The 12,922-nt window shown below is 71.2% G+C and carries 6 protein-coding genes and 4 pseudogenes; 3 read left to right on the top strand and 7 right to left on the bottom strand.

Annotated features, from left to right (window positions below; genetic code table 11):
* The first annotated feature begins 452 nt into the window (after positions 1–452).
* The 3 genes and pseudogenes from MXD57_RS22400 (at position 453) to MXD57_RS22390 (ending at position 5,239) form a co-directional block, all read left to right on the top strand.
* Positions 453–2,939 carry a helix-turn-helix domain-containing protein gene (locus MXD57_RS22400; protein WP_250403544.1) on the top strand — a complete coding sequence of 829 codons (2,487 nt, stop codon included), beginning with the start codon at positions 453–455 and terminating at the stop codon, positions 2,937–2,939.
* A gap of 44 nt (positions 2,940–2,983) precedes the next feature.
* Positions 2,984–3,813, top strand: a pseudogene (locus MXD57_RS22395) (IS5 family transposase).
* Between the two features lie 535 nt (positions 3,814–4,348).
* Positions 4,349–5,239, top strand: a complete 891-nt coding sequence (locus tag MXD57_RS22390; protein WP_250403543.1) for a 4Fe-4S domain-containing protein — start codon at positions 4,349–4,351, stop codon at positions 5,237–5,239.
* A gap of 415 nt (positions 5,240–5,654) precedes the next feature.
* Here MXD57_RS22390 and MXD57_RS22385 read toward each other — a convergent pair whose 3' ends face one another.
* The 7 genes and pseudogenes from MXD57_RS22385 to MXD57_RS22355 all read right to left on the bottom strand — a co-directional run bounded on the left by MXD57_RS22385 (position 5,655) and on the right by MXD57_RS22355 (position 12,793).
* Positions 5,655–6,800 (bottom strand): aromatic ring-hydroxylating oxygenase subunit alpha, encoded by a 1,146-nt coding sequence (locus MXD57_RS22385; protein WP_250403542.1) that lies wholly within the window; start codon positions 6,798–6,800, stop codon positions 5,655–5,657.
* On the bottom strand, positions 6,797–7,996 hold the full coding sequence (locus tag MXD57_RS22380) for a class I SAM-dependent methyltransferase (RefSeq protein WP_250403541.1): 1,200 nt from the start codon (positions 7,994–7,996) through the stop codon (positions 6,797–6,799). Before MXD57_RS22380 ends, MXD57_RS22385 begins: the two co-directional genes overlap by 4 nt.
* Before the next feature lie 117 nt (positions 7,997–8,113).
* Positions 8,114–9,025: pseudogene (gene rfbD, locus MXD57_RS22375) on the bottom strand (dTDP-4-dehydrorhamnose reductase).
* A 209-nt stretch (positions 9,026–9,234) separates the two neighbouring features.
* Positions 9,235–10,212 (bottom strand): annotated as a pseudogene (gene rfbB / locus MXD57_RS22370) (dTDP-glucose 4,6-dehydratase); the annotation flags it as partial.
* Positions 10,209–11,312: a glucose-1-phosphate thymidylyltransferase gene (locus tag MXD57_RS22365; RefSeq protein ID WP_250403540.1), complete on the bottom strand. Its 1,104-nt coding sequence runs from the start codon at positions 11,310–11,312 to the stop codon at positions 10,209–10,211. The gene MXD57_RS22365 and the pseudogene rfbB, both read right to left, overlap by 4 nt.
* Positions 11,309–11,988 (bottom strand): annotated as a pseudogene (gene rfbC, locus MXD57_RS22360) (dTDP-4-dehydrorhamnose 3,5-epimerase). Before rfbC ends, MXD57_RS22365 begins: the two are co-directional and overlap by 4 nt.
* 25 nt (positions 11,989–12,013) lie before the next feature.
* A complete protein-coding gene (locus MXD57_RS22355) occupies positions 12,014–12,793 on the bottom strand; it encodes an SDR family NAD(P)-dependent oxidoreductase (protein ID WP_284505939.1) in 780 nt (259 codons plus the stop codon).
* Positions 12,794–12,922 lie beyond the last annotated feature (129 nt).

Genomic DNA, 12,922 nt, shown 5'->3' with positions numbered 1-12,922 from the left:
TTCACCAGGTTGAGTAGACGGACATATCTCCACTTATTGCCCGTAGGTGGATGCCCCGCGGCACCCCCTTCTTTGGGCATGCTGGTATGCGGACGTCGGGGCCCCCACGCAGCGCCAACTGCGGGTCGTCGACGACGAAATGTCCGGGCTCAGCAACATTTGGAGGCAGACCGTGAGTGGTCTTATGCATGCGTGTGTGGTGTCGCCTGGAACCTCTCGGCTGGTTCTCGTGATCGTGCTGGTCATCGCTGTGTTGGTTCTGGTGCTGACGGGCCAGGACCTTCACTCCGCTGCCGCCGGCGTAGTGCTCGTCGCGGGCGCAGCGGCGGATACCGCGACCCGCCTGCTTGGGCCTGCTCCCGCCGGCGGGCGTGCTCGTTCGGTTGCCCGTGGGCGGAGTGAGTAGCGTGCCGCGGCCTGAGTCACCACTGCCCGAACAGGGAGTGGCACAGGTGATCGGACTCGCCCGGAGGCTGCGCGAATTGCGCCGTGTTGCGCGGCTAACGCTGGACGACTTGGCAGAGCGGACTCACTACGGCAAGAGCACCCTGTCCGCGGCGGCGAAGGGGCTCCGGCTGCCGAGCTGGGAGGTGACGTGGGCATACGTGTCCGCGTGCGATCCTCAGCAGTCGGACACGGTCTGGTTGCAGCGTTGGCGGGATGCGGAACAGGCGGAGCGGGGCTGGCGGGCCGCAATAGGCGCCACGGTGTCGGGAGAGGAGAAGGCGACGGGCTCCTTGGAGGAGTTCGCTGCGGCGCTGCGTGCGCAGATCCGGGCAAGCGGGCATTCGCTGGCCAGCGCAGCCAAGGCGGCTGGGTACCCGCGCAGCACGGTCGCGAAGGATGCACGTGGCCAGTCGCTCGGTAACTGGCCACGGGTGCGGGACGTGCTGCAAGCCGTGGGTGTCGGGCCAGCCGTCATCGAGAGGGAGTGGCTGCCACGGTGGGAAGAGGCACAACGAACCAGGCAGACCGGCCTGCTCCGACCCGTGGCGCAGACGCCTGAAGCCGCGGAGGGGGCGCCGATCTGGCTGCGTACGGCACAGGCGCTCGTCTGGCCTCAGTTGCAGATTCGCGACCCCATGAGCGGCCGCGGACAGAGCCCGCTGATCGACGCGCCGTTTACTGACGCAGGGGGAAATCTCAGCGACAGCTGGGAGCTTATCAACGGGCCGCGTGGCGGTCCCGTGCTGAACTTGGCCGGTCGCGGCGACGACATTGCGGACATCTACAGGGCACTGGCCTCCCGGCGACTCGTACTCCTCGGTGCCCCCGGCGCCGGAACCAGCAACCTCGCCCGACGACTCGGGCTGGAACTGGTACGGGGTGAGCGACCTGAACCTCTTGTGCCCATCCTGCTGCCACTGGAGTCGTGGAAGATCGCCGAACACGAGCCATTCGCTCACTGGTTCGATCGGCAGGTCGACAACGTCCTGGACGCCCTTGCCACTCCAGTGCGTCAGAACCACGCGCTGCTGCCCATTTTGGACGGCTTCCAAGCCGTGCCCGCGGAGCACCGCCCTAAAGCCCTTGCGGAGATCAACGCGGTCCTCTCCCCCGAAGCCCCGGTGGTACTCACCGGCACCCTGGAGGCATACGCGGCAGCCGTGGAAGCGGCCGACACCGTCCTCACTGCCAGTGCCGCCGTGCATCTGCTCCCCTTGGACTCCACGGCCCTCGCAGCGTTCCTCCCCCGCAGCCAACGCAACCCGGAACAAGCCACGCGCGCGTGGGAACCCGTCTGGCGTGCCCCGCTGGACCAACGCGAAGAGGACTTGCTGGCTGTGCTCACTGCCCCGGCTCTGGCAGCCACAGCGCGCCACCTCTACAGCGAGACCCGTGCCGATCCGGGCGAACTCCTGGATGCCACTCGCTTGCCTGATCAGGCCGCGCTGCGTGCTCGCTTGGTCGAGCACGGCATCTCCCTCGCCTACATGCGCCCCGGACCGACCGGGGAGGAGGCTGAGACTTCTGGGTCGGAAGCCGATTCGGTGCCCTCGGAGCGGCATGTGCGAGCGTTGAACGACGTCATCCATGACATCAGCTTCGACACATCCACCTCCGGGATACGTTTGTCCACCGTTCGCCCCCGGGTCTTCGCGGCTACCGCACTCGCTACCGTGCTCACCGCACCTCTGATGGTACTGTCCTTGATCATTCCCGCTCTCATGGAGCTCGTCGTCTACCGGAGTTCCTCGCAGACGGCGGCATGGCAGATCCAAAGCCTCGTCGCGTGTGTGGGGGTCGTGCTGGTGACCGCGTGGCAGACGCGTAGCGACGTGCACGCCTATCGCCTGCGTCGGCGCGGGCCCGGCATCTCGCCAGGGCCCCGGCCAGACACTGCACCCAGCCAGCGCCGCGCCCTGGTGGCCCTCTGCTGCCTGGCAGCGCTCAGCCTGGTCTGGAATATCACGGGAAGTGCGAGCGCCGCCGGCGCCAACGACTTCACCTACGAGCCCCCCGACTCCGGCTCCGGATCCGCCGCGATCGCCGCACTGCTCGCGCCCCTCGCCTACCTCCTGAGCAAGAGGCTGCTGACCGAACCCGCCCCCGATACCGACTATCCCACCCCCGCTGCTCTCCACCGCGCCGACCTGAACGCCCGCATCGCGGTGGGCCTCGTGTGCACGACGGTCCTGACCCTGTCGGGATTGGACATCGTCAGCCTTGCGGCCCTCACGGTCATCGTGGCCCGCAGCGCTCTCCTGCGGTACGTCGCAGTGAGCCACGGCCTGCGCATGCGCATGCGGATCCCGGGCCTGACGCCCCTGCGCGTCCTCAACGACGCCTGCGATCGGGGACTGCTGCATCGCAGCAAAAGCGTCTACCACTTCCCCCACCCCGCTTATGCCAACGTCCTCACCCACCAGCCACCCGCAACGCATCAATGGCTCGGATCCCTCATCCGCACTGTGCAAGCACGGAGACCCACCCGCTAGGCGGTGTCTTCAATTGATCTTGGGTGGTGGATCATGGTCGAGTGATACGTCGTCATGAACTGACCGACATGGAGTGGGAGTTCGTCCGGCCGTTGCTGCCCGAGTCACTGCGCGGGCGGAAGCGTCTTGATGACCGCACTGTGCTCAACGGGATCGTGTGGAAGTTCCGGACCGGGACCGCGTGGCGGGATGTGCCCGAGCGGTACGGGTCGTGGCACACGCTGCACACCCGCTTCCGCCGGTGGGCTCTGGACGGCACGTTCGAGCGGATGCTGCGGGCCGCCCAGACCCGGGCGGACGCGGCTGGTGACATCGACTGGCTGGTGTCGGTGGACTCCACCGTCGTCCGGGCCCACCAGCACGCGGCGGGGGCCCGAAAAGGGGGCTCCGCAGTCCCGGTCTCGGACGCTCTCGAGGCGGGCTGACCAGCAAAATCCACCTGGCCTGCGATGCCTACGGCCGCCCGCTCGCCTTCACTGTCACGAGTGGGAACACCAACGACTGCACGCAGTTCACCGCCGTGATGGAGGCGATCCGGGTGCCCCGCCCGGGACCGGGACGGCCGCGGGTCCGGCCCGCCCACGTCCTGGGCGACAAGGGCTACAGCTCCCGGGCCATCCGGACGTGGCTGCGACGCCGGGGCATCGCCCACACCATCCCCGAGCGGGCCGACCAGATTCGCAACCGGCTCCGCCGCGGCAGCCGCGGCGGGCGGCCGCCGGCCTTCGACAGACAGCTCTACAAGCGGCGCAACGTGGTGGAACGGTGCTTCAACCGCTTGAAGCAGTGGCGCGGCATCGCGACCCGTTACGACAAGACCGCCGAGTCCTACCAAGCAGCCGTCACACTCGCCTCGCTCCTGATGTGGGCGTGACAATTGAAGACACCGCCTAGGGGCGCTCATGCTGGCGTACCTCCTCGCTGTGACGGTGGCGTGCCTGGTCGGCGGTGTGTTGGTCGTCGTCGGCGCGTCGGCGCATCCGTTCGGCCTGGTCTTTGGCGGCGGCTTCGGTGCTGAGGCTTCCTGCCGCGGTCTGGGCGGCGAACTGGGCGTGCAGGGCGGCGTCGCCCCCACCCCAGCTCGCCCAGTGCCTGGAACAACGCGAGCTGGTAGGCGTGAATGCTTTCGTAGCCCTGGAACACCTCATCGATGACTTCGGGCCACTCGGACTACTCCTGTGAGCGCCCGCACCAGAGCTGCTTCCACGGAACTGTCGAACAGTTCGCAGGCGGCCCGTCCGCGCCTGGACCCGCCTCGCCCTGCCGCTCCCCCGGGGCGAACGCGCGTCCGTGACGGCGTACGTGCGGTCGGGTGACACGTCGTCGGTCGAGTGAATGGCGGGGCCCCGGGCGGGGGCGCGCGATGGTGTGGCGGTCGCGAGCGGAGCGGATGCGGGAGGCCTCGGGAGATGGGTGCGGTGGAGGGTGGAGGAGGCGGGTGGAGGGTGGACTCGCGGTGCATCAACTGCGATGCCGCCCGACAGCTCGCGCCCGGGCTGATCAAGGAGGCCAGCGGGCGGTCGGTCGTGGTGCGGCAGCCGCGGACGGACGAGGAGGTCGGGCTGCTGCAGCGGGCCGCGCACGCCTGTCCCACCCGGTCCGTACGGCCGCCGTCGGGGCGGCTCGAGGCGGAGCACGACCCGTTTCCGCTGGCCCTGGACGAGCGGGTGTACCTGTGCGGGCACCATGCGCGGCGGACCGCCGGCGCGGCCTCGTATCTGCTGCGCCGTGAGGACGGCAGCTCCGTCATGGTGGACACACCGCGCTGGGGCGAGGACCTCGCCGCGCGCTACGAGACACTCGGGCCGGTCACGGACGTGCTGCTGACGCATCGTGACCACGCGGCTCACGGACGGCAGTGGGCGGACCGGCTCGGGGCCCGGCTGTGGATCCACGAGGGCGATCGGGAGGCCGCTCCGGACGCGGACCGGGTGGTCCGCGGAATCGAGGCGGTGACCGTCGTGGAGGGCGTGATCGCGCTGCCGTTCCCGGGGCACACGCGGGGCAGCATTCTGTATCTCGCCGACGACCGGTACTGCTTCAGCGGCGACAGCTTCTACTGGTCGCGCACCACGGGCGACCTGGAGGTGGCCGAGAGTGTCACCTGGTACTCGATCGAGGTGCTGGCCGAGTCGCTGGGCCGCGCCGTCGGCCGGCTGCAATTCGAGTGGCTGCTGCCCGGTCACGGGGAGTACCACCGGCTCGACGCCGATGCCATGGCCGTACGGCTGCGCGGGCTGGCCGAGCGCACGGGGCGGCTCGCGCCGCGGCCGGTGGACTTCACGGCCGTGCGGTGGTGAGCGGGTCCGGTCGGCGTCCACCGCCGGTCCAGTCGTTGTGTAGGGCGCTGCGCGAGCCTGGCGGGGATCCGGCCGGGGATTCCTCCCGGCGCCCGCGGACAACGAGGTGACCGATGGCAGAAGACCAGCTGTTCCCCTGGCCCTCCGCGCAGGAGGCCGTCCCTGACGACAGGCGTGCGATGACTGTCGAACCGCCGCGGCTGCTGAGCCACGCGGGCCTGGTCGGGCGGATACTCAACCTCGCCCTGGCCGTGGGCGCGACGGGCGGCTCACCGCCACGGACCGGCTGGCACACCGGCCGTAGCCGCCGTAGCGGCAGTAGCCGCCGACGGCCGCACCGGGGCGCGAGAGGCCGCGTACCCCGCGTCGTCCTGATGCGGCCGTTCTTGTGTTCGCCGCACCCGGTCCTGGGTGCTCAGTCCGTGTCGTCCGTCAGGGCTCGCGCCAGGGAGCGATAGAAGGCCAGGATGCCGGGCTCCTTCGGGCTGAGGTGGCCGCGTTCCGCGTAGCGTGAGGACACCGCGCGCTGGACGGCTTCCAGTCCCTGCCGGTCCTCCTCGTTCACGCGGACGGTGAACTCCTCCAGCGGCGGGCGGAGGGTGTCGGGGCCGACCTGGTCCACGAGGGCACGTGGCATCAGCGCGCCGCCGCGGACGAGGGTGCGGTCCGCGGCGACCGGGATGAAGCTCAGCCAGGCGATCGTCTCGCCGAAGGTGGCGACACTCGCGCACGGAAAGGCCCGGAAGCTGTAGAGGACCTTGCGTTCGTCGGACGTCAGGGGCAGCACGCCCGGGTCCATCGGCTGGCCCGCCGGCGTCAGGAGGCGGGTGACGAGGGGGCCGTCGACGTGAACGTCCATGTCGATGCCGCCCGTCATCAGGGGCCGGACCGTCTCGGGGTGGAACCCGATGGCGTGGTAGTTCTCGTGGGTGTTCTCGACCGCCACCTTCCAGTTGCAGTGCCAGTCCTCCGTCCAGGCGTACACCTGGGTCATGTCGTCGAGGCGGTAGTTGGTCATCTCCTCCTCGACGACGGACAGATGCGGGGCGAGCGGCTCCGCGTCGGCGTCCAGGTTGACGAACACGAAGCCGTGCCACACCTCGACGGCGAAGGAGGGCAGGCGGCAGGCGGCAGGGTCGAAGGCCGTGTTGCCGCGCATGTGGGTGGCGGCGATCAGCCGGCCGTCGAGGTCGTAGCGCCACAGGTGGTACGGGCAGGTCAGGTCCTTGGTGTGGCCCTCGCCCGGCTCCACCAGGGGCATCAGGCGGTGCCGGCACACCGGGGACACCGCGTGCGGCAGGCCGTCGTGTCCCCGCGTGAGCAGCACCGGTTCGCCGGCGATGTCCAGGGCCAGGTAGTCGCCCGGGGTGGCCAGCTGGTCGGTGTGGGCGACCAGGATCCAGCCGCGGCGGAAGATTCTCTCGCGCTCCAGCGCGTACAGCTCGACGGAGGCGAAGACGCCGGGCGGCAGGCTCAGCTGGGGCGGGGTCGGGGCGAGGTACTCCCGCAGGACGGCGAGTACGGCGTCGACGTCGGCCGTGGGGCCGGTGAGGGTCGTCATCGCGACGCCCCCAGCTCCCGGCCCTCCTCCGGGGTGATGGCGCCGAGCGCCTTCCACGCCTCGTCGTCCATCCAGGCCGGGATGCTGCTCTCGCCGTTGACGCCCTTCTCGATGAAGGCGATGTTGTGGTACGTGTGCACGCCGATCACCTGTTCCTGGGTGGCCGTACGGGGTGTATCGGGCTTGGGTTCGTACTCCGCGTGGTGCAGATCGTCCAGGAGCCGCTTGATCAGGCCGACCGAGGTGTCGGGCGCGGTCTCGGCGCCGGCGGTGCCGCCGAACCGCGGCCAGTACGCCGTCTGGAGGTCCTCGATGACGTACAGACCGCCGGGGCGTACGTACGGGAAGAGCGCGTCGAAGGAGATCCGCACGTGCTCGTTCTCGTGGCTTCCGTCGTCGATGACGATGTCGAACGGACCGTACCGCTCGGCGAGTTCGCGCAGCCCGGCGGCGTCGCCCTGGTCGCCGGTCAGGGCGGTGAGCCGGGGCTGGTTCAGCGCAGACTTGTCGAACAGGTCGAGGCCGAAGACGAGTCCGCGGTGGAAGTATCGCTTCCACATTTTCAGCGACGGCCCGCCCAGGTCGCCCGCGTAGCCGCCGATGCCGATCTCCAGGATCCGCACCGGCCGGTCCCGGTAGCGGGCGAAGTGGTGCTCGTAGTGCTGGGTGTACCAGTGGAAGCTGGCCCACTTGTCGGAGCCGTACGCCACGGACAGGGCGCCCAGGCCGGGGGCGTCGCTCGTGCAGCCGGACAGCAGGGTGCCGCCCGCCTGGTGCGTGGCCTGCAGGATCTGCGGCAGCTCCGTCAGGTCGGCCGGCCGCTCGGGCAGGAAGACGTCGGTGAAGTCGCGGCTGTGGGGCTGCTGGAGGGGGCCGTAGAGGCGGCGGACCAGGTCGGTGAGGGAGAACCGGAAGCGACGGCGGACCACGGCTGTGGGGTCGCCGGCGTCCAGGACCCGGATCGGTTCGCCGGCGGCCATGCGCAGCACCGTGCGGCGCAGTTCCTGCTCGTGGGTCACCTCCAGCGCGATGTCGACGGGGGTGGTGTTCACGGGCTGCTCGCAGCGGAACAGCACCTCGTCCACGAGGGCGCCGGTCAGGCGCTGGAGCCCCGCCTCCTTCGCGAGGAGGGCGATCTCGTAGTCGGGCGCTGTTCCGCACAGGACGAGTCGCTCGACAATGCTGTCCGGAGTCATCAGGGGGTTACCTTCCTCGGAAGTCGGGTGGAGCGGCGTGGGTGGGGCGGAGCGGGTGGGCATCCGTCCGGCACTGGTGCGTCGTCCAGAACGTAGGTGCCGCGGCTTGAAGGGAGGTCAAGGTCCACTCGGGTGCGCCGTGGCGGCCACGGCGCGGGCGGCCAACGCGGGCAGCGCTCGGGCCAGCGCCGTACGCCAGGGGCCGAGCGGGGTCAGGCCGGCGGCCATACATCGGTCGTGGCCGAGGACGCTGTACGCCGGGCGGGGCGCGGGGCGGGGCGGGCCAGGGTCGCGGAGGTGGTCGGCCGGACGCGGTCCGGGTCGGCGCCCAGCAGCCGGAACGTCTCCCGGGCCAGGGCGTACCAGGTGGTGCTGTCGGCTGCGGTGCCGTGGTAGACGCCGGGCGCGGCGGTGCCCCGGGCGGCCGCCTCGCCCAGCCGCGCCAGCAGCTCGGCGAGGTCGGCCGTCCAGATGGGCTGGCCGCGCTGGTCGTCCACGACGTCCAGCTTCGGACGGCTGCGCTCCAGCTCGATCATCGTACGGACGAAACTGCGGCCGTGGACGCCGTAGAGCCAGGCCGTGCGCACGACGTAGCCGCGCTCCGGCAGGACCTCGAGCACGGCGCGCTCCCCGGCCAGTTTGCTCCGGCCGTAGGCGGTGCGCGGGTCGGGCGGTGCCGTCTCCGGGTAGAGGGTCGTGCCGTGACCGGCGAAGACGTAGTCCGTGGACAGCTGGATCAACCGGGTGCCCGAGGCGGCGCACGCCTCGGCGAGGTGGCGTGCGCCGTCGGCGTTGACGGCGTGCGCCGCGGCCGGGTACCGCCCGGCCGCGTCCACGTCGGTCCACGCCGCGCAGTTGACCACCGTGCCGGGCCGGTGCGCGGCCAGCACGGCGCGCACGCCGGACCGGTCGGTGACGTCCAGGTCCGCCCGGGTCAGGGCGACGAGTTCCACCCCGCCCGGCCAGCACCCGTACCAGGTCCCAACCCAGCATTCCACCGGCCCCGGTCACCAGCCAGCGGCCCGTCATGTACGGGCTCCTGTGAGCTCCGGTTCTCGCGAGGGAAGGGCGAACGGGTCCGCGCCTCGGCCGGCCTGCTCCGGGGCCGGGTCCTCCCGGTGAGGCATCCCGTTCGCGGTCACCGGCCGGCCGCCGGTCAGCGGGCCGTCCAAGCCGTGGATCACGGTCATCGGGCCGCTTCCGCGGGGAGTGTGGGGCAGGGTGGTGTGGGGGGGGAGCAGGGGCTCCCACCAGGTGCGGTGGGTGGTGTACCAGCGGACCGTCTCGGACAGGGCGGTGGCGAAGGTGCGGCGTGGGCGGTAGCCAAGTTCGTCGTGCGCCTTGCTCCAGTCGAGCGCGTAGCGGCGGTCGTGGCCCTTGCGGTCCGGGACGTGCCGGACCAGCGACGGGTCGGCGCCCGTCTCGGCGAGCAGCGGCGCCACCAGCTCCCGGTTGGTCAGTTCGGTGCCGCCGCCGATGTGGTAGACCTCGCTGGCCCGCCCGCGAGTGCGCACCAGGTCGATGCCGCGTACGTGGTCGTCGATGTGCAGCCGGTCGCGCACGTGCAGGCCGTCGCCGTACAGCGGGACCTCGGCGCCGTCCAGCAGCCGGGTGATAAACAGCGGGATCAGCTTCTCCGGGAAGTGGCGATGGCCGAAGTTGTTGGAGCAGCGGGTGATCCGGACGTCCAGGCCGTGGGTGCGGTGGGCGGCCAGGGCGAATAGGTCGCCGGAGGCCTTGGCCGCCGCGTAGGGGGAGTTGGGGGCGAGTGTGGCGTCCTCCCGCCAGGCGCCCTCGTCGATGGAGCCGTACACCTCGTCGGTGGAGACCTGGACGAAGACACGGATGCCGTGCCGCAGCGCCGCGTCGAGGAGGGTCTGGGTGCTGAGCACGTTCGTGCGGACGAACGCATCCGGGTCGTGCAGCGGCCGGTCGACGTGGGACTCGGCGGCGAAGTGCACGATCTCGTCGTGCTCGGCGGCGAGCCGGTCGACGAGCGGGCGGTCGCAGATGTCGCCGTGCACGAAGGCAAGCCGGTAGTCGTCGCGTACCGGATCGAGGTTCGCGGGGACACCGGCGTAGGTGAGCTTGTCCAGGACGGTGACGCGCAGGGCGCCGGGTCCGCCGGGGCCCAGCAGGGTGCGGACGTAGTGGGAGCCGATGAAGCCGGCCCCGCCGGTGACCAGGAGGCGCCGCGGTGCGCGGGCGGCCGTCACGGGGTCAGCTCCACGACGCTGTGGTCGCCGAGGACCAGTCGGTGGGTGCGCGACACCCCGGCCGCAGGGGCCACCCGGGCGGCGCGTCCGATGAGGGAGGCCTGGACGCGGCGGGTGCCCTCGATCCGGGCGCCCGCCAGGACGACGGAGTACTCCAGTTCGCTGTGGTCGACGAGGCAGTCCTCGGCCACGGACGTGAACGGGCCGACGTAGGAGTCGCTGATCTCGGTGCCCGCGCCGATCACGGCGGGTCCGACGACGCGTGAGCAGCGCACCCGGGCGCCGGGCGCGATCCGTACGGCGCCCACGACCTCGCTGGCCTCGTCGACCTCGCCCTTGACGGCGGCGGTCACGGACTCCAGGATGGTGCGGTTGACCTCCAGCAGGTCCTCGACGTTGCCGGTGTCCTTCCAGTAGCCGGTGATCTCCTGGGACCGCACGTCGTGGCCGTGGTCGATGAGCCACTGGATTGCGTCAGTGATCTCCAGTTCGCCGCGGTACGAGGGGCGGATGGCGGCGACGGCCTCGTGCACGGCGGGGCCGAAGAGGTAGACGCCGACCAGGGCCAGGTCGCTCCGGGGGTGGGCCGGCTTCTCGTCCAGGCGCCGGACCCGGCCGTCGGGACCCAGTTCGGCCACCCCGAACGCGGAGGGGTTCTTCACGCGTGTGAGCATGATCTGGGCGTCGGTCCGGGCGCCGGTTCCTGTCCCAGTCCGTTTCTCGGTCCGGGCGTCGCGGTGGCTGGCGACGAACTCGTCGATGCCGCCCACCACGAAGTTGTCGCCGAGGTACATCACGAAGTCGTCGTCGCCCAGGAAGTCCCGTGCCACCAGCACCGCGTGGGCGAGGCCGAGGGGGCGTTCCTGGGGGACGTACGTGGCGCGCAGCCCGAAGCGGCTGCCGTCGCCGACCGCGGCGCGGATCTCCGGGGCGGTGTCCCCGACGACGAGGGCGACCTCCTCGATGCCGGCCGAGGCGATGGCCTCGAGGCCGTAGAAGAGGACGGGTTTGTTCGCCACGGGGACCAGTTGCTTGGCGGAGGTGTGGGTGATGGGGCGCAGGCGCGAGCCGGTGCCGCCGGCCAGGACGAGGGCTTTCATGAGGTCGACTCCCGTGCGGGCGAAGGAGGTCGGGAGAGGGACTGGGAAACAGGGGCGAGGAAGGTGGCGGGTGCGGGAGTTCTGGGAGGTGCGGACGGGGGCTGGGGTGCGGGAGGTGGCCCGTACCGGGGGAGCAGCCCGCGGGACCGGGCCTCTGCGAGGGAGGGTGCCTGGCGGTCCCGGTTGGACAGGACCGTTTCGGCGAAGGCGGGCCATTCGATGCCGAGTTCGGTGTCGAACGGGTCGATGCCGTGCTCGCGCTCGGGGTCGTAGCGCGTGGAACACAGGTAGACCACGGTCGCCTCCTCGGAGAGTGCGGCGAAGCCGTGACCGAGGCCCTCCGTGAGGAACACCGCGTGGTGGCCGCGTCGTCCAGGTGCACGGCCTCCCAGCGGCCGAAGGTGGGGGAACCGGTGCGCAGGTCGACGATCACGTCGAGGACGGAACCACGCAAGCAGGTGACGTACTTGGCCTGACCCGGCGGTACGGCGCTGTAGTGCACGCCGCGTACGACGCCGCGGCGGGACACCGACTGGTTGGCCTGGGCGACCGGCATTGACCGCCCGGTGGCGGTCCGCAGTTCGTCCGGGCGGAACCACTCGAGGAAGGTTCCCCGGGCGTCGCCGAAGGTCCGCGGCTCATGGGTCCAGGCTCCTTCGATACCCAGTGCGCGCATCGGAGGTGGTCTCCCTTCCGGAGGATCACTGCAGGGACAGGGCGCCGTCGACGGCGAGGACGGTGCCGTGGGCGTAGCCGGCGAGCGGGTCGGCGAGCCGGGCCACCCACCAGGCGATCTCCTCGGGGCGGCCGACGCGTCCGGCCGGGACGCGGGAGCGGATGCCGTCGAGGAAGGCCGCGTACTGCTCCTCGCTCGCGCCGTTGCGGGTCGCCATGCCGGTGTCGATGACACCGGGTGCCAGTCCCACCACCCGGATCCCGCGAGGGGCGAGTTCCACCGCCCAGGTCCGGGTCAGGAAGTCCAGCGCGGTCTTGGTGGCGCCGTAGACCGACATGGCGGGCCAGGCCCGGCGGCCGAGCGAGCCGGCCGTGCTGAGGTTGACGACCGTGCCGGAGCTCTTCTCCAGGGCGGGGAGCGCGCGGCGGGTCAGCAGCATCGGGGCCCGGAGGTTCGTCGCGAGCTGGGCGTCCAGGTCGGCGGGGTCCAGGGTGTCCAGGGTGCCCGCGATGCCGAGGGCGGCGTTGTTCACCAGGACGTCGATCCGGCCGAAGTGCTCCAGCGCGGCCGAGACGACGGTGTCCGGGCCGTCGGGCGCGGTGATGTCGGCGGGGAGTGCGCGGATGCCGGGGTGATGGCCCGCGGTCTCCTCCAGCGTGCCCGGGGTCCGGCCCACGACGAGGACCCGGGCACCTTCCTCGGCGAACCGGTGGGCGACGGCTCGACCGATGCCGGTCCCCCCACCGGTCACGACGACGGCCCGGTCGGACGGGGACGCGGCAGGGATCGTGGGTGCCTGCGCCAGGGGGGCAGTGGCGGTGGGTGAGTGGGCGGAGGGGTTAGGCGAGTCGGCGTCGTGGCTGTAGACGGTCACGGCCCGGGACTGTATGAGGGGGCGCTCGAACCCGGCTAGGGCCTGTCCGGCGGATCAGGT

Source organism: Streptomyces cellostaticus, assembly GCF_023630175.1.
In the GTDB taxonomy this organism is placed as follows: domain Bacteria; phylum Actinomycetota; class Actinomycetes; order Streptomycetales; family Streptomycetaceae; genus Streptomyces; species Streptomyces cellostaticus_A.
This window is presented reverse-complemented; position numbering and strand designations above follow the sequence as displayed.